This window comes from Arsenicicoccus cauae (assembly GCF_043162025.1).
Taxonomy (GTDB): domain Bacteria; phylum Actinomycetota; class Actinomycetes; order Actinomycetales; family Dermatophilaceae; genus Arsenicicoccus; species Arsenicicoccus cauae.
On record NZ_CP171001.1, the window covers coordinates 3314717 to 3331780 of the forward strand.

12 protein-coding genes are annotated in these 17064 nt (G+C 73.5%); 6 read left to right on the forward strand and 6 right to left on the reverse strand.

Features of this window, described 5'->3' with window-relative positions; translation table 11 throughout:
- Positions 1–12: 12 nt before the first annotated feature.
- The 3 genes from ACF3NS_RS15415 to ACF3NS_RS15425 form a co-directional block, all read right to left on the reverse strand.
- Complete coding sequence (locus ACF3NS_RS15415; RefSeq protein ID WP_154594546.1) at positions 13–1512, reverse strand: DUF5719 family protein; 1500 nt, start codon at positions 1510–1512, stop codon at positions 13–15.
- Entirely contained in the window at positions 1509–4892 is a 3384-nt protein-coding gene (locus ACF3NS_RS15420) for a glycosyltransferase (RefSeq protein ID WP_195849254.1), read from the reverse strand. The genes ACF3NS_RS15415 and ACF3NS_RS15420 overlap by 4 nt, the downstream gene beginning before the upstream one ends.
- Before the next feature lie 137 nt (positions 4893–5029).
- A complete protein-coding gene (locus ACF3NS_RS15425; protein WP_288797670.1) occupies positions 5030–5296 on the reverse strand; it encodes a WhiB family transcriptional regulator in 267 nt (88 codons plus the stop codon).
- A gap of 333 nt (positions 5297–5629) precedes the next feature.
- Between ACF3NS_RS15425 and cofD the strand changes: the two genes are divergently transcribed.
- Both cofD and ACF3NS_RS15435 read left to right on the forward strand, forming a co-directional pair.
- Positions 5630–6652: a 2-phospho-L-lactate transferase gene (cofD, locus tag ACF3NS_RS15430; RefSeq protein ID WP_154594544.1), complete on the forward strand. Its 1023-nt coding sequence runs from the start codon at positions 5630–5632 to the stop codon at positions 6650–6652.
- 50 nt (positions 6653–6702) lie between these two features.
- A complete protein-coding gene (locus ACF3NS_RS15435; RefSeq protein WP_289032983.1) occupies positions 6703–7767 on the forward strand; it encodes a coenzyme F420-0:L-glutamate ligase in 1065 nt (354 codons plus the stop codon).
- 54 nt (positions 7768–7821) lie between these two features.
- Here ACF3NS_RS15435 and ACF3NS_RS15440 read toward each other — a convergent pair whose 3' ends face one another.
- Both ACF3NS_RS15440 and ACF3NS_RS15445 read right to left on the reverse strand, forming a co-directional pair.
- Positions 7822–8928: a hemolysin family protein gene (locus ACF3NS_RS15440; protein ID WP_288797672.1), complete on the reverse strand. Its 1107-nt coding sequence runs from the start codon at positions 8926–8928 to the stop codon at positions 7822–7824.
- Positions 8925–10334 (reverse strand): hemolysin family protein, encoded by a 1410-nt coding sequence (locus ACF3NS_RS15445; protein WP_154594542.1) that lies wholly within the window; start codon positions 10332–10334, stop codon positions 8925–8927. The genes ACF3NS_RS15440 and ACF3NS_RS15445 overlap by 4 nt, the downstream gene beginning before the upstream one ends.
- 139 nt (positions 10335–10473) lie before the next feature.
- On the opposite strand from ACF3NS_RS15445, the gene ACF3NS_RS15450 reads away from it, so the two are divergent.
- The 4 genes from ACF3NS_RS15450 (at position 10474) to ACF3NS_RS15465 (ending at position 15967) form a co-directional block, all read left to right on the forward strand.
- Positions 10474–14394, forward strand: a complete 3921-nt coding sequence (locus ACF3NS_RS15450; RefSeq protein WP_392467147.1) for a multifunctional oxoglutarate decarboxylase/oxoglutarate dehydrogenase thiamine pyrophosphate-binding subunit/dihydrolipoyllysine-residue succinyltransferase subunit — start codon at positions 10474–10476, stop codon at positions 14392–14394.
- A gap of 108 nt (positions 14395–14502) precedes the next feature.
- Entirely contained in the window at positions 14503–14679 is a 177-nt protein-coding gene (locus tag ACF3NS_RS15455) for a DUF6104 family protein (RefSeq protein WP_392467149.1), read from the forward strand.
- Between the two features lie 64 nt (positions 14680–14743).
- Positions 14744–15406, forward strand: coding sequence for a GDSL-type esterase/lipase family protein (locus tag ACF3NS_RS15460; protein ID WP_375804531.1), 663 nt, complete (start codon positions 14744–14746; stop codon positions 15404–15406).
- Between the two features lie 96 nt (positions 15407–15502).
- On the forward strand, positions 15503–15967 hold the full coding sequence (locus tag ACF3NS_RS15465) for a cytochrome b5 domain-containing protein (RefSeq protein WP_392467151.1): 465 nt from the start codon (positions 15503–15505) through the stop codon (positions 15965–15967).
- A 75-nt stretch (positions 15968–16042) separates the two neighbouring features.
- Here the strand turns inward: ACF3NS_RS15465 and ACF3NS_RS15470 are convergent, their stop codons facing one another.
- Positions 16043–17008, reverse strand: a complete 966-nt coding sequence (locus ACF3NS_RS15470; protein WP_154594540.1) for a zinc-binding dehydrogenase — start codon at positions 17006–17008, stop codon at positions 16043–16045.
- Between the last annotated feature and the right edge of the window lie 56 nt (positions 17009–17064).

Below are 17064 nucleotides of genomic sequence, written 5' to 3' on the forward strand. Positions count from 1 at the left end.
GCGCCCGGCCGGTCAGGGGGAGGGCGTCACGACATACGGCGTGGTCGTCTGGGGCCGTGCCACGAGGGGGGTGACGGTCACCAGACCGCCGTCGGCGCTGGTGGCGACGGCCGCCCGAAGCCCCTTGGCCGCGGTGACCCACACGCTCGAGGCGTCGCTGACGTCGACGGAGGCGGTCCCCCGGCCAGGGACGTCGATCCGGCGCGGAGCCGTCGTCCCGTCGGCCGCGACGACCGTCGCCGTCGTGGTCACGATGCCGTCGCCCGGGTTGGTGATCGCGAGCTGGTGCGTGAACCGCGTGCCGCCGGGCTGGCCGAGCGGGATCCCGGCCAGGTCGCCCAGCGCCGGGGTCGCCGGCACCCACCCGAAGTCGTGGACGGGCGCGGCGACCGAGCCGGCGCCCCTCGGCCGCGGCCCGTCGGCGCGACCCAGGTGGCCCGCGGCCGCCACGGGGCTGGTGGCGGACACGCGCACGCCGTAGGCACCGGTGGGCAGGCTGGGCAGGCCGATGTCCCGGCTCGCCCCGGTGGGGAGCCGCACCGGCGGCAGGGGGTCACCCACCGGTCCGCCCGGCCCGAGGACGGTCATCCGGACCTCGGCGTCGTGGTCACCGACGGCGACGACCCGCACGACGGCGGGGTCGTCCGGCCCGGCGACGACGAGGCCGGGGAGGACGAGCTCCTGCCCGGTGGCGCTCGGCCCCACGTCGTCGGCGCCCCTCGGGGTGATGCCGTCGAGCCAGCCGTCGTGCAGCGCCGCATGGACCGTGCCGCCGCGCACGTGGACCTGGGCCGTGGGGCTGGCCTGCGTGCCGTCCAGGGCGTCGAGGAGCACGACGGTGCGTCCGCGGGGCTCCACCACGACGTCGCGCCCCGCCACGCTGGCGATCGGTCCGTCCGCGCCGTGCATCGTCACGTCCACGGTGACCGGGGTCTCGTGGGGGTTCGTGAGGACGAGGTGCTCCTGGCGACCGGCCTGCCCGGCACCAGCGGGGAGCCAGGCGTCCGTCACCGGCACGTCGCAGGGCACCGACACCAGGGCGGCGCGCTCGCCGGTGGTGGCCAACGACCGCTGGACCGCCGTCAGCGCTGGCGCCAGGCGCTGGGAGGCGGACACGAGCCCGGACCTCGGCCCCGAGATCAGCGCGGTGACCGGGTTGCCGGGCGCCGTGACCCGTTGGGCATCCGGGTGGTCCGAGGGGCCCACCTGCAGGATCCCCGGTGGCAGCGCGCGTCCCTGCGCCGCGGCGACGGCATCGGGCGGGGCGACCGCCGTCAGGTCCACGGGGGGCGCCCCTGACTCCGCCGGCAGCCCGGGCACACCGACGGTCTCCTGACCGGGGCACACGAGGGTGCGGCTCGTGACGGGTCGAGCCGGCGGGGCGCTCGGGGGGATGGCGGCCCGGGGCGCTCCGGGCACCTCGAGACGGCCGTCGACGGCACCGGAGCCCGCGACCACCGCGGCCCCCACCACGACGACCCCGACCACGCGCAGCAGCCCTGCCCCCTTCACCGGACCACCTCTGCGTCCCGGCCCCGGCGCACGCCGAACGGCAGGGCCAGCAGCAGTACCAGCGCGAGGGCTCCGCCCTGGACGATCGACCAGGTCCTGTGGGCCGGCACCGTGCTGATGCGCACGTGGCGGGTGTCCGGGGGGAGGTCGTATGCCGCCAGCTCGCCGTCACGCGGCGTGAGGGCACGGCCGTCGGCGCGCACCTGCGCCGTGGCCGCCCAGCCCCGCTGCTGCGCGACGGCCAGGACGTGACCGGCGCCGCTCGTCGCCAGGTCGCTGTCGACCTCGGGACCGCTGCCCCGGACGGGCACGGTCGCGACGGGCGTGCCGTCCGACCGCTGGACCCGCACGGCAGAGACGGGGACGGCTGCCGCGGACGGCCCGGACCTCGGCGTCACGCGCCAGACGGGGTCGCCCTCGACGTCGGTGAGCCGCGACAGGCCGGCCGTCGTGTCCAGGCGGGCGGCGACCGCGGGGTCCACCGGCGCGAGGCCGACGAAGCCGACGCCCGCGTCGGCGAGCCGGTCGGCGACGGGGCGGCCGCCCGAGGGCTCGTCGGTGACCAGGGCGTGCGCCACCTCGCGCAGCCGTGCGCTGTCCTCGACCGCACCGGCATCCTTGGGCAGGTCCCGCACGACGTCCGACGGGTCCCCGGGCTCGAGGCGGTAGGTCATGGCCGTCCCCCGACGGTCCAGGGCCAGGTATCGCGCCGCCAGCGCGCTCTGGGCGCTGTCCTGCGCGACGGCCGGCACCTGGCTGGCGGGGACCGCCAGCGCGCGGTCGAGGCGCGTGAGCGTCAGCCACGCCGCCTGGGTGAGGACGGTGACGGTCACCAGCGTCGCCAGGACGCCGCCGGCGACGCGGAGGGCCTGCGCGGCACCCGGGCGAGACGCTCCAGGGCGGGTGGCGCCGGCCCTCCGGATCGCCTCGACCCCCTGCAGGGCCGCCGCGAGCAGGGCCAGGGTCAGCAGGAGCAGCCCGGCGCCGGCCCAGGGCGTGATCGGCACGGGGCGGCCAGCGGCGTCGGTGGCCTGACCCACGACGAGGTGCGGCGCGGCGGCGGCCCCGGCGACACCGAGCAGGGCCAGCACGGCCAGGACTCGGGACGCGCCGATGCGGCGCCCGTCCACCGCCAAGCCCCACACCCCGGCCAGGACGACGGGGGCGGCGAGCAACGGGAGCAGCAGCCGTGCGGACGCGGCCAGGGACGGATCGGCGAGCAGCCCGGTCTCCGTGGAGGTCACGGGCGCCGTCGGCCACAGGAGCGCGAAGTGCCAGGGGCGAGGCTGGCCGCCCCAGGACGCCAGGCCGGGTCCGGTCAGCACCGACCCGGGGGTGTGCCACCAGCTGGCGATCGCCGGTCCGATCAGGACGACCGGCGCGGTCGCCACCAGCACCCCCGCGACCCGCCCGCGCCCGTGGTTGCGAGCCGCGAGGACGAGGCCGAGCACGAGGACGACCGCCAGCAGCGCGGGAGCCACGGCCGCGGCGGCGGTGGCCGCCAGCACGGTGCCTCCCACGGCCGGCCACCAGGGCCGACGCTGGCCGCAGCCGGCCAGCCCGGCGAGGAGCGGTGGGAGGACGACCCCGAGCACGGCGGCGCCGACGCGTCCCTCACCCAGTCCCACGAGGAGCGCGGGAGACAGCGCCCAGGCGAGGGCGGCGAGAGCCCGTGGCCAGGGGCGGCGAGTGGCGGCCCGGCCGGCGAGGTACGCGCTGGTCGTCGCCGCAGGGATGGCGCCGAGCAGCAGCAGGGCCGCGGCGACGCCCAGGGCAGAGCTCGGCGCGCGGCCGGGGAGGTGCTCGACGACCCAGGCCGGCGCGGCCAGCAGGGGGAGCCAGGTGGGTGCGTCCGAGGCGGATCCCAGCCCCGAGGGGTCCCACCCGGTCAGGTAGCGGGTCCACGCCGCCGCCGACCCGCCCGTCCCTGGCCGCAGCTCCCCTCCGGCCATTCCCCGGTCCAGCAGCGCCCCACCCCTGCCCCGCACCACCGGCCACCACGCCGTGACGGCGAGCGCGGCAGCCACCAGGACGGCGAGCAGGCCAGGGTGCCGGGCGGCGCGGGCCCCGAGGTCATCCGCATCGAGGTCGGTCGCCTCGTCGCTGACCGGACCTGGTTCGGCGACCGTGACGGAGGGTCCGAGTCCCTCCGGGCGCCCCCCACCGCGCCCCTCCGACGCGCCGCCCTCGGGTGCGAGGACCGACGGCAGGTGCGGCAGGCCCGTGTAGACCTCGTCCCGTACACCGGCCAGCGCGCGGGAGTGCGGGGCCAGCAAGGCACCCAGACCGGCACCCCCGACGACGGTCGTGTGCCGGGCCCGCCGGCGCGAGCCGTGGCTGCGCCAGGACGTGAGCACGGCGCCCGCGTCGGACAGCTCGGCGAAGGCCGCCCGGGGCCGCTTGAGCAGCAGGAGCGCCGCCGTCAGCAGCAACGCCCCCAGCAGGATGCGCACGGCATACCAGGGGACCAGCCGGCCGGGGCAGCGGGCCAGCGCGATCCGTCGCACGGCCCGACGGTCACGTCGGTAGGCCCGGTCGACGGCGCCGCGGCGCTCGCGCTCCCAGGCCCGACGCTCGCGCAGGACGTGGTCGCGGGAGAACCGTTCGTCGATGTCGTCGAGCCCCAGGCCCGCGAACGGCATCCGGTCGCGCGACCGCAGCCCCTGGGTGGTCGCCCGGGCGTCGAGGGCCACGGCCTCCGGCACCACGACGACCCTCAGGCCGGCCTGGTGGGCCCGCCAGCACAGGTCGAGGTCCGCCGCCACGGGAAACACCCGGTCGAGGGCGCCGAGGTGCAGGAGGGCATCCGCCCGCGCCAGCATCGCGCCGGTGCCCACGGCAAGGACGTCGCTGCGGTGGTCGTGCTGCCCCTGGTCCAGCTCGCCGTGCCGCGGCGAGGCGACCCGTCGTCCGGTCGGGGAGACCGTCTGCCCCACCTCCACCAGCCGAGCGGGGTCGCCCGCGTCGACATACTTCGGGCCCGCGATGGCCACGGTGGCGGACAAGGTCGCCTCGCGCAGGAGTGCGTGGAGGCAGTCGGGCTCGGGGAAGCAGTCGTCCTCGAGGAGCCAGACCCACCGCGACGCGGCGTCGAGCTCGGCCTCGGGGTCGGCGCCGGCACGTTCCGCAGGATCGGGCAGGGCGCCGCGGGCCTGCAGGTCGGCGAGACCCGCCAGCACGGCCTTCGGGTGGCGAGCGCCGCGGGCCTCGACGACGTGCACCCGGATGCCCGCGTCGGCGAGCCGCCGCCCCGCATCCTCGGGCAGGGCATCCTCCCGGCCGGTCAGCACGACGGCCAGATGGCGCAGGGAAAGGGTCTGGGCAGCGATGGCGTCCAGGCTGCGCACCAGCCAGGGAGCGCCGTCATGGACGACGAGCACGCCGTCGACCGCGCGAACCCCGGGAAGGGAAGCGGTGCCGGGACGCCGAGGGGTGGGAGCGGGCACCGGGCCTCCGGACGTGGACAGGGCGGGTGGGTGCAGCGGGTGGACCTCGACGGCGCGAGTGCCGTCCTTGGTCAGACGGCGCGCTTCTTGAGCTTGCGTCGCTCTCGCTCGGACAGTCCGCCCCAGATGCCGAAGCGCTCGTCGTGGGCCAAGGCGTACTCGAGGCACTCTGCGCGCACCTCGCAGCCGGTGCAGACCTTCTTGGCCTCGCGGGTGGAGCCGCCCTTCTCGGGGAAGAACGCCTCGGGGTCGGTCTGGGCGCACAGAGCGCGCTCCTGCCAGGACAGCTCGCTGTCGTCGGCGGCGTCCAGCACTGGCACCAGCTGAAGTTCTTGCACGGCCCCTCCTCGACTCGTCGCGTCCCCCTCGTCATCCGCACGACCAGGATGCCTAAGGTAATGAATAGTCACACCCAGTAGCCATGCTCAGTCGTGGACTGATCACTGCGGGTGAATGCAACGATGAAATTACATGCGTGTCATATGCCCGCCGTCAAGCGGCTGAATGGTAGATGCACCCCGTCAGACGCACGTCTTGCGCAGGCAGCAGCCGCACGACCCGTTGTCAAATACCCACGTTGTCGCATGTCACAGCGGCGTGGCGGAATGCGCACCGGGTTGCGAGGAGCGACGAGGGTGTTACGCCGAAAGAGTGTATGAAAGAATCTTGTCATGCGGATCACCACCCTTGCCGGAGGTGTCGGCGGGGCGCGGTTCCTCCGCGGCCTCGTGCGCCACCTCGACGACGCCCTCCCCGCCGAGCCCCACGAGCCGGGGCAGGACCCTGCTCGACCGGAGATCACGGTCATCGGCAACACGGGTGACGACATCACGCTGTACGGGCTGCGCGTCTGCCCGGACCTCGACACGGTCATGTACACCCTCGGCGGCGGCATCCACGAGGGCCAGGGCTGGGGTCGGGACGGTGAGACGCACGTCGTCCAGGAGGAGCTCGCGGCGTACGGCGTCGAGCCCCAGTGGTTCGGGATGGGCGACCGCGACATCGCCACCCACGTCGCCCGCACCCGGTGGCTCGGCCAGGGGCTGAGCCTCTCGGAGGTGACCTCGCGGCTCGGTGACCGATGGGGCCTCCCCCGCCAGGGGGTGCGCCTGCTCCCCATGACGGACGACCCGGTCGAGACGCACGTCGTGGTCGAGGACCAGGATGCCGAGGGGGGCCAACGCGCGATGCACTTCCAGGAGTGGTGGGTCAGGCACCAGGCCGCCCTGCCGGCCGAGCGTTTCGTCGTCGCCGGGATGGATCGGGCTCGCCCCGCGCCCGGCGTCCTCGAGGCGATCCGCACCGCCGACCTGGTCATCCTTCCCCCGTCCAACCCCGTCGTGTCGATCGGCATCATCCTCACGGTCCCCGGAGTGCGGGACGCGCTGCGCGGCACGCGAGCCCCCGTGGTGGGTGTGTCCCCCGTCATCGGTGGACGACCGGTGCGCGGGCACGCGGACGCATGCCTGGCCGCGCTCGGGCTGCCCACCACCGCCGACGCGGTGGCCGGGCTGTATGCCGACTTCCTCGACGGCTGGCTGGTGGACGACGCGGACGAGGGCGCATCCGACCTGCTGCGCCGCCATCGGGGCCTCGTGGTCGAGCATCGGCCCCTGATGATGAGCGACGTCCCCACCGCCACCGTGATCGCCGGGGCGGCCCTGGACCTCGGGCGACGGCTGCAGCGCGCGTGAACGAGCCCGAGCGCGGCCGGCCAGCCGCGTCGACACCGTCCGCACCGGCCGTGACCATCACGGGCTTGCCCGGTATGCCGGAGGTCGTGACCGGCACCGACCTCGCCGCAGCGCTGCTCACGGCCGCTGACGCCGCAGGCACCCGGATCGTCGACGGGGACGTGCTGGCCGTGTCGAGCAAGCTGGTGTCCAAGTCGCTGGGGCTGCGCACGCCGTGGCACGGCGACCGTGCCGGCAAGGACGCGCTCGTCCGGTCCGGCACCCGGCGGGTCGTCGCGGAGCGTGCCACGCCGGACGGGGTGACGCGGGTCGTGGAGAGCGTCGCCGGACCCGTGATGGCGGCCGCGGGCGTCGACGCCTCCAACACGGGCCCAGGGGGCGGCCTCCTCTCCCTGCCCGCGGACCCCGACCAGGCGGCGAGCCGGCTGCGCGAGTCGCTCCTCGCGCAGCAGCCGGGCCTGACTCGGGTGGGTGTCGTGGTCACCGACACCGCGGGGCGCCCGTGGCGCCTGGGGCAGACCGACCTCGCCCTGGGCCTGTCGGGGATCCTGCCTGCCGACGACCTGCGCGGCGACCTCGACCACGACGGTCGTCCCCTGTCCGTCACCAGTCGGGCGCTGGTCGACGAGGTCGCCGCGGCGGCGGACCTCGTCAAGGGCAAGACCGACGGGGTGGGTGCTGCCCTGCTCCGAGGCCTGGACCACCTGGTGGTGGCCCCCGGGGCGTGGGACCTGCCGGGAGCGCGGTCGCTGGTGCGTGCGGGCGCGGGTGACTGGTTCGCGCTCGGGCACGTGGAGGCTCTTCGTTCGGCTCTCGGGGCACCCCCCGGCTCGGCGACGGCGGCGACCGTGGGGATCACGCCGGCCTCGCTGGACGGCGTGGCCGAACGAGCGGGTCGCGCGCTGCGGCTCGCCCTCCTGGGCTGCCCGTGGGTGTCCCCGGTCGACCTCAGGCTCCAGGACGACGTGGTGGTGGGGAGGCTGGACTGCCCCGACGACCTCGAGCTGGGGCGGAGCCTGGCCAGGCTGGAGGTGGCGGTCGTCTCGGAGGGCCTCGCCGTGACGTGGAGGCGCTCGGCGGGCGGGGCCGCCATCACCTTCGCCGAACCCACCTGAGCGGCCCGAGCCGGCCCGGTCACCGGTGGACTCTCCTCGACGGACGTCGGGGCCTCAGGCCCCGGTGCCCCCGTCTGTGCCTGCCGCCGGCAGAGCCGCCCTCGTCCTCGCGACCCGCTCGACGGCCCTCTGGGACTGGTCGCTGACCTCGCCGACCAGCTCCTCCAGGACGTCCTCGAGAAAGATGACGCCCGTGACCCGGTCGTCGTCGTCGAGGACCTGCGCGAGGTGCCGGCCGGTCAGCTGCATGGTGGCGAGGACGTCCTCGACCTCGTCGTCGGCGCGCACGGTCGCGAGCCGCCGGATGCGCTTCGCGGGGATGGGGTCGGCGAAGTCCTCGTCGCGGGCGTACAGGACGTCCTTGAGGTGGAGGTACCCCACGATGTCCCCCTCGGGATCGCGCACGAGGTAGCGCGAGAAGCCGTGCTTGGCCACGAGCCGCTCGAGGTCCTGCGGGGTCGACGTCTCGGGCAGCGAGACGACCTCCCCGAGGGGGACCGCCGCCTCTCCCGCGAGGCGGCCGCTGAACTCCAGCGCGCCCTGGACCAGCCCGTGCTGCTCGGCCTCGAGCAGCCCCTCCCGGTGGCTCTCGGCGACGATGTCACCGACCTCTTGCGCGGTGTAGGCCGAGGCGAGCTCGTCCTTGGGGTCGATGCCGGTGGCCCGGACGACGGCCTTGGCGACCCGCTCCATGACCAGGATGATCGGCCGCAGGACCCGCGTGATGGCCAGGAGAGCCGGCACCAGGACGAGCGCGGAGCGCTCCGGACCGGCGATGGCGAGGTTCTTGGGGATCATCTCCCCCACCACCACGTGGAGGTAGGCCACCAAGAGCAGGGCGAGCACCAGGGCGAGGGGGGTCGCCACGGCGGTCGACAGGTGAGCGGCCTCGAGCCACCCTTCGAACACGTGGTGCAGGGCGACCTCGGCCAACGCGCCCAGGCCCAGGGAGCACACGGTGATCCCCAGCTGGGCGCACACCAGCAGCGAGGCCACCTGCTCCAGGGCGTCGAGGCAGCGCCGAGCGGACGTCGACCCGCCCTCGGCCAGTGGCTCGAGCTGCGACCGGCGCGCCGCCATCAGGGCGAACTCCGCGCCGACGAAGAACGCGTTGCCGAGCAGGAGCAGCAGGGAGATCCACAGAGCGGTTGCGGTGCTCATCGTCTTGCCCCCGCCTGGCCGACGGAGCCCGGCCCCTCCTGGGCGGCCGACGGTATGCCGTCCGGCCCGCCCCCTCGCCCCCCGCCGCCGTCGTCGAGCGGATCCGAGCCCCGGTCGTCCGCGACCAGCCGGAGCCGGTCGACGCGGTGCCCGTCCATGCCCTCGACCGTGATCTGCCAGCCGTCGATGGCGACCTCGTCGCCGACCCTGGCGATCCGTCCGAGCCTCGCCATGACGAAACCGCCCAGCGTCTCGTAGGTGGCGGCCTCGGGGATGTCCGCACCGACCCGGTCCCGCACCTCGTCGGTGCGCCACAGGCCGGGGACGGTCCAGGTCCCGTCCCGGCGCTCGCGCGCCTGGGGGCCACGGCGGTCGTGCTCGTCGGCGACCTCCCCCACGATCTCCTCGATGACGTCCTCCAGGGTCACCACGCCCGAGGTCCCGCCGTACTCGTCGACCACGATCGCGAGCTGGAAGCTCGTGCGGCGCAGCAGGAGCAGGAGCGGGTCGAGGCGGATCGTCTCGGGGACGTGGAGGGCGTCGACCATCAGCGCGGAGACAGGCACGTCCTGGCGTCGTTCGTGGGGCACGGCCAGTGCCTTCTTGACGTGGACGACGCCGTCGACGTCGTCGAGGTCCTCCCCGATCACGGGGAACCGCGAGTGGCCGGTGCGACGCGCGAGGGTGAGCACGTCGGCCGCGCTGGCGGTACGCCCGACCGTGTCGCAGCGCACCCGGGGTGTCATGACGTCGTCGGCGGTCCGCTCGCCGAAGCCGAGCGATCTGGTCAGCAGCAGGGCGGTGTCCAGGTCCAAGGTGCCCGCCTCGGCCGACCGGCGGACGAGGGAGGACAGCTCCTGGGGGGTGCGGGCGGCCGACAGCTCCTCCTGCGGCTCGATCCCGACCCTGCGCAGGAAGGCGTTGGCCGATCCGTTGAGGACGACGATGAGCGGCTTGGCCACCAGCCCGAAGGCACGGACCGGGCCGGCGACGACCTTGGCCGTGCCCAGGGGGGCTGAGATGCCGAGGAACTGCGGCACCAGCTCACCGGCGATCATGGAGCCGACGGTGGCGACCACCATGGCGATCGTCGTCGAGACCGGCGCGACGGCCGCCTGCGGCACGCCGAGGGCGGCCAGCGGTCCACTCACCAGTCCGCCGATGGCCGGCTCGGCGAGGTAACCGGTGAGCAGGGTGGTCAGCGTGATGCCGACCTGGGCGGCGGAGAGCTGCGTGGACAGGCTGCGCAGGGCCACGAGGACGGGCTGCGCCCCCGCGTCCCCGGCGTCGACGGCGCGCTGGACGGTGGGCCGGTCGAGCGCGACGAGGGAGAACTCGGCCGCCACGAACACCGCCGCTGCGGCGGTGAGCGCCACCGCGGCCAGCAGCAGGAGCCATTCGGTCATAGTGCGGTCATCCTACGGTCGGGGTGAGACAGACCCTCGTCGGCGACGGCCGGGCAGGGCCGCGGGGTGCAAGATAGGGTGAAGGCCGATCAAGGTGCCGGTCAGAGTAGACGCGATCCAGAAAGAGGCGAGTACCGCCGTGACAACGCCCCCTAGCGGCCCGAGCTCCTCAGCCACCTTCGGAGCCAACCAATGGCTCGTCGACGAGCTGTACGAGCAGTACAAGCAGGACAAGCAGAGCGTGGACAAGGCGTGGTGGTCGTTCTTCCAGGACTACACCCCCACGGCGGGGCAGTCCTCCGACAAGGCGGCGGCCGGTGGGGGGACCGGCGGCGGCGGTCGGGGCGCCGACGCGGCATCGTCGCAGACGCTCGATCCAGGTGCGGCCACGGGCCGCCCGGCCCAGCGCCCCGCGTCTGGCTCCGCGCCTGAGACCGCGTCCGGCGAGCCACCTGCCGACGCCGCCGAGGCCAAGGCCGGGTCACGGCCGAAGGCAACGGCGAAGGCCTCTCAGGAGCCACCGGCGAGCGCGTCGCAGAAGGCGCCCGTCAAGGCACCCGTCAAGGAGGCGAGGTCGGCGACCAAGGACGGCAAGGACACGAAGCCGGGCGACAAGCAGGCCCAGCCGACGCCCCGCGACATCCCCGCCGTCAAGGACACCGGCCCCCAGGCCCAGGAGCAGGTCGTCCCGCTCAAGGGCCCGGCCGCCCGCGTGGTCGCCAACATGGCGACCTCGCTCGAGGTCCCGACCGCGACGAGCCTGCGGGCGGTGCCGGCCAAGGCCCTCATCGACAACCGCATCGTCATCAACAACCACCTGCGGCGCAGCCGCGGCGGCAAGGTCTCGTTCACCCACATCATCGGCTTCGCCCTCGTCAAGGCCCTGGCCTCGATGCCGGACATGAACAACTCCTTCGCCGAGCGGGACGGCAAGCCCACGCTGGTCAAGCCGGCTCACGTCAACCTCGGCATCGCCATCGACCTGCCCAAGCCCGACGGGACCAGGTCCCTCGTGGTGCCGAGCATCAAGTCGGCCGAGCAGATGGACTTCGTGCACTTCTGGACGGCCTACGAGGAGCTCGTCCGCAAGGCACGTGGCGGCAAGCTGTCGGTGGACGACTTCGTGGGCACGACGATCTCGCTGACCAACCCGGGCGGCATCGGCACGAACTCCTCCACCCCCCGCCTCATGCAGGGCCAGGGCGCGATCATCGGTGTGGGCTCGCTGGAGTACCCCGCGGAGTGGCAGGGTGCGGCGCAGGAGACGCTCAACCGGCACGCGGTCAGCAAGATCCTGACGCTGACCAGCACCTACGACCACCGCATCATCCAGGGCGCCGGGTCCGGAGAGTTCCTCAAGATCATCCACGAGCTGCTCCTCGGCAAGCACGACTTCTACGACGAGATCTTCGCGTCGCTGCGCATCCCCTACGAGCCGGTCCGCTGGGTGCAGGACATCTCGGTGGGGCACGAGGACGAGATCAACAAGACGGCCCGCGTCCAGCAGCTGATCCACGCCTACCGCGTGCGGGGTCACCTGATGGCCGACATCGACCCGCTGGAGTATCGGCAGCGCCGTCACCCCGACCTCGACATCGAGCAGCACGGCCTGACCTTGTGGGACCTCGAGCGCGAGTTCGCGACCGGCGGGTTCGGCGGGAAGCCGCTGATGCACCTGCGCGACATCCTGGGGACCCTGCGCGACTCCTACTGCCGGACCGTCGGCGTGGAGTACATGCACATGCAAGATCCCGAGCAGCGCGAGTGGATCCAGGAGCGCGTCGAGGCGCACCACGTCCGGCAGAGCGCCGAGGAGCAGCTGCGGGTGCTGCGACGGCTCAACGCCGCCGAGGCCTTCGAGACCTTCCTGCAGACGAAGTTCGTCGGCCAGAAGCGCTTCTCGCTGGAGGGCGGCGAGTCCACGATCGCGGTCCTCGACCGGATCCTCTCCCGGGCGGCCTCAGACGCGATGGACGAGGTGTGCATCGGTATGCCGCACCGCGGCCGCCTCAACGTGCTGGCCAACATCGCCGGCAAGAGCTACGGCCAGATCTTCCGCGAGTTCGAGGGCGTGCAGGACCCCTCCACCGTCCAGGGCTCGGGCGACGTCAAGTACCACCTGGGCACCGAGGGCACGTTCACCTCGGAGGAGGGCGAGCAGACCAAGGTCTACCTCGCCGCCAACCCGTCCCACCTCGAGGCCGTCAACCCGGTGCTCGAGGGCATCGTGCGGGCCAAGCAGGACCGGCTCGGTCACGGTGGTGAGGCCTTCACGGTCCTGCCGATCCTGATGCACGGCGACGCCGCGTTCGCCGGGCAGGGCGTGGTCGCGGAGACCCTGCACCTGTCCCAGCTGCGGGGCTACCGCACGGGCGGCACGATCCACATCGTCGTCAACAACCAGGTCGGCTTCACCACCGCCCCGTCCAGCTCCCGCTCGTCGGTCTACTCCACCGACGTGGCCCGGATGATCCAGGCGCCGATCTTCCACGTCAACGGCGACGACCCGGAGGCCTGCGTGCGGGTGGCCGAGCTCGCCTACGAGTTCCGCCAGACCTTCGCCAAGGACGTCGTCATCGACCTCGTCTGCTACCGCCGACGCGGTCACAACGAGGGTGACGACCCGTCGATGACCCAGCCGCTGATGTACAACCTCATCGAGGCCAAGCGCAGCGTGCGCAAGCTCTACACCGAGGCGCTGATCGGCCGTGGCGACATCACGGTCGAGCAGGCCGAGGACGCCCTGCAGGACTACCAGCAGCAGCTGGAGCGGGTGTTCGTGGAGACGCGTGAGGCCATCAAGGCCGCGCGGTCCGGACAGGACAGCGGCCCGTCCGGCCTCGAGCGGCCCGAGGCGCAGGAGGCCGACGACAAGGCGCCGGCCAAGTTCGTCGACACCGCCATCTCGCACGACACGCTGATGCACATCGGCAAGGCGTTCGTCGCCACCCCCGAGGGCTTCACGGTCCACCCCAAGCTGCGCCAGATGCTGGAGAAGCGCGCCGACTCCGTCGCCAACGGTGGGATCGACTGGGGCACGGCCGAGCTCATCGCCTTCGGGTCGCTGCTGATGGAGGGCACACCGGTCCGCCTGTCGGGACAGGACTCCCGTCGCGGCACCTTCGTCCAGCGGCACTCGGTCCTGATCGACAAGTCGTCCGCGGAGGAGTGGACCCCGCTGCTCTATCTCGGCAAGGGGCAGGCCAGGTTCTGGGTCTACGACTCCCTGCTGAGCGAGTTCGCGGCCATGGGCTTCGAGTACGGCTACTCCGTGGAGCGCCCGGACGCCCTCGTCCTGTGGGAGGCGCAGTTCGGTGACTTCGCCAACGGGGCGCAGAGCATCGTCGACGAGTTCATCTCGTCCTCGGAGCAGAAGTGGGGCCAGCGCTCCTCGGTGGTCCTCCTGCTCCCGCACGGCTACGAGGGACAGGGACCGGACCACTCGTCGGCCCGCATCGAGCGTTACCTTCAGCTGTGCGCGCAGGACAACATGACGGTGGCCTTCCCCAGCACGCCGGCGTCCTACTTCCACCTGCTGCGCCGTCAGGCGTACGCGCGACCGCGGCGTCCGCTCATCGTGGCTACGCCGAAGTCGATGCTGCGCCTCAAGGCGGCGGCGAGCAGCCCGGAGGACTTCACCCACGGCACCTTCGAGCCCGTCATGGGCGACCGGACCGGGATCGACGCGAGCAAGGTCGACCGAGTGCTGCTGTGCTCGGGCAAGATCTACTACGAGCTGGACGCTCACCGGCAGAAGTCCGGCGACACATCGACGGCGATCATGACGGTGGAGCGCATCGCACCGTTCCCTGCCAAGGAGATGGCCCAGGCCCTCGCCACCTACCCCGACGCCGAGGTCGTGTGGGTCCAGGACGAGCCGGCCAACCAGGGCACCTGGCCCTACGTCGCGCTCACCGGCCCCGAGCTGCTGGAGCAGAACGGCGAGACGCGTCGCTTCCGGCTGGTCAGCCGTCCTGCCTCGGCCGCCCCGTCCACGGGGTCGTCCAAGGCTCACGCGGTCGAGCAGGCCGACCTCGTGGAGCGCGCCTTCGCGCGCTGACCTGCGGTTCGCCCCGGCGGGGCCCGTCACCTGGGTGACGGGCCCCGTCCGTCGTCCGGCCCGGTATGCCGCACCGGCCGCCTCCTCGCGATGGGGCACAATGTCACCGTGTACTTCACGGACCGTGGCATCGAGGAGCTCCAGCACCGCAGGGGTGACGAGGAGATCACGTTCGACTGGCTCGCCGAGCAGCTGCGCACCTTCGTCGACGTCTTCCCTGAGTTCGAGATCCCGGTGGAGCGGCTGGCGACGTGGCTCGCCCGGCTCGACGAGGACGACGACTGACCGGCCGCCGTCCTTCCCCGGCTCCGTGCGAGCCCCAGGACCGACAGACAAGGATCCACACGTGGTGTTCCGCGACCAGCAGACCTACAACCCGTCCCCGTCCCAGGTGGCGCCGGTCGACGGCGATCACGGACCGCGAGACGTGGGCCTGGTCTTCATCGGCGACTCCTTCGTCGCCGGCTACGGCGACCCCAAGGGCTTGGGCTGGGTGTCCCGGGTGGTGTCACGGACCCAGCACCCCGACGTGCAGCTGTCTGCCTACAACCTCGGGATCCGCGGCGACTCCTCGGCCGACGTGCTCGCCCGGTGGCGCACGGAGTGCCCCCCGCGGTGGCGGGGGCGCGGCGAGCGCCGCCTGGTCATCAGCGCCGGTCACCACGACGTGCTGAGCGGCATCACGACCGCCCGGTCACGCCTCAACCTGGCCAACATCCTCGACGACGCGCAGGCTCAGGGCATCGCGGCCTTCGTGGTGGGCTCGACCCCGACCAACGACCCGACGTTCAACGCCACCCTCGAGATCGTCACCGAGGCCCAGGCCGATGTGTGCGCCCGGCGGGGCGTCCCGTTCGTCGACTGCTTCCGACCCCTGCAGGGGCACGACCAGTGGACCGCCGACCTGGCCGCCACCGGCGACGGCTTCCACCCGGGACAGGCCGGCTACGGTCTCATCGCCTGGTTGGTCCTCCACGGCGGCTGGGACGCCTGGATGCGCCTGGCGCGTTGAGCCGGGCGCCCGCCTGACGCCGCGCCTCCCCGAGCCGCCGGGACCGGGTCGTAGGTTGGTGGGCGGCACCCCGTCTCCCGCCCGGAAGGATCCACGATGACCCGCTCCGCCCGCGTAGGCCTCCCGGTCGCGCTCGGCCTCGCCCTCGCCGCCACCGTCTCGGCCTGCGGCGCGTCGACCACCGAGACCACCCAGTCCGCGACCACCTCGGCTGGCGCGACCTCGTCCGCCGCGAGCAGCGCCGGCCCCGCCTCCGGCACCACCTCGTCCGACTCCGCCACCTCCACCGCCACGGGGACGTCGACCGGCACCTCGGACGCCGGCAAGACCTACACCATGGCCGTCGTCAACGACCACGACAACGAGACCTCCTGCTGGACCGTCATCAACGACCAGGTCTACGACGTGACCTCGTGGATCGGCCAGCACCCTGGTGGGCCCGAGCGCATCAAGGGCCTGTGCGGGCAGGACGGCACCGCTCAGTTCACCGGCCAGCACCAGGGCGCGGACCTGCCCCAGAAGCGCCTAGCCTCGTTCCGGATCGGCACCCTCGCGAAGTGACCGTCCGCTCGACCTGACGAGCTGCGCGCGTGGGCCGCCCGAGGGGTTCTCCCGGGCGGCCCACGCCCGTCGGCCTCAGTGGGTCAGCACGACCTTCCCGAAGAGCTCCTCGCCGGCCAGCCGCTCGAAGCCCGCACGCGCCTGCGACAACGCGTGGGTCGAGTCGATCGCTGGCTCGATGCCCCGCTCGGCCACGAAACTCGCGAGCCGCTCGAGCTCGGCTCGGTTGCCCATGGTCGACCCGACCACCCGCAGCTGGCGAAAGAAGATGTCGGCGAGCTCCGTCCGCGAAGGGTCCCCGGACGTGGCGCCCGCCGTCACGAGCGTGCCGCCCGGCACCAGCGACTTGACGGAGTGCCGCCACACGGCCGCCCCCACGGTGTCGAGGACGGCGTCGACGCGCTCGGGCAGCCGTGCTCCCGACTCGAAGGTCTCGGCCGCACCGAGCTCGAGCGCCCTGGCGCGCTTGCCCTCGTCCCGCGAGGTGGCCCAGACCCGCAGCCCCGCAGCCGCTCCCAGCTGCACGAGCGCGGTGGCGACCCCGCCCCCCGCACCCTGCACGAGCACGGTGGCCCCGGGTTGGACCGCGGCGTTGGTGAACAGCATCCGGTAGGCCGTGAGCCAGGCGGTGGACAGGCAGGCGGCGTGCTCCCAGGACATCCCGGCTGGCTTGGGCACCACGTTGCGCTCGGGCACCGCCACGCGCTCGGCCATCGTGCCGGGGTGCAGCTCCGACAGCAACGTCCGGCGCGGGTCCAGGGTCTCGTCCCCGAGCCACCCCGGCGAGGCGACGACGGCGTGGACGATGACCTCGCGCCCGTCCTCGGTGGTGCCGGCACCGTCGCACCCCAGGATCATGGGCAGGCGTTCCGACGCCAGGCCGACCCCCTTGAGCGACCAGAGGTCGTGGTGGTTGAGGCCGGAGGTTCGCAGCGTCACGGTCGTCCACCCCTGCTGGGGCCGGGGATCCGGCTGCTCCCCCACCTCGAGCCCGGACAGCGGGTCGTCGGCGGACTGGCGGGCGGCATACACGGCGAGCATGTCGTCGAGCCTATGGCACCGGGGTCGTGGCCGCAGCCGGCGGGCCGGGCGCGGTG

Excerpts from the sequence above, each read along its gene's own strand:
- cofD (WP_154594544.1), top strand. The coding sequence starts at position 5,630 with ATGCGGATCACCACCCTTGCCGGAGGTGTCGGCGGGGCGCGGTTCCTC.
- ACF3NS_RS15440 (WP_288797672.1), bottom strand. The coding sequence starts at position 8,928 with ATGAGCACCGCAACCGCTCTGTGGATCTCCCTGCTGCTCCTGCTCGGC.
- ACF3NS_RS15445 (WP_154594542.1), bottom strand. The coding sequence starts at position 10,334 with ATGACCGAATGGCTCCTGCTGCTGGCCGCGGTGGCGCTCACCGCCGCA.
- ACF3NS_RS15465 (WP_392467151.1), top strand. The coding sequence starts at position 15,503 with ATGACCCGCTCCGCCCGCGTAGGCCTCCCGGTCGCGCTCGGCCTCGCC.
- ACF3NS_RS15470 (WP_154594540.1), bottom strand. The coding sequence starts at position 17,008 with ATGCTCGCCGTGTATGCCGCCCGCCAGTCCGCCGACGACCCGCTGTCC.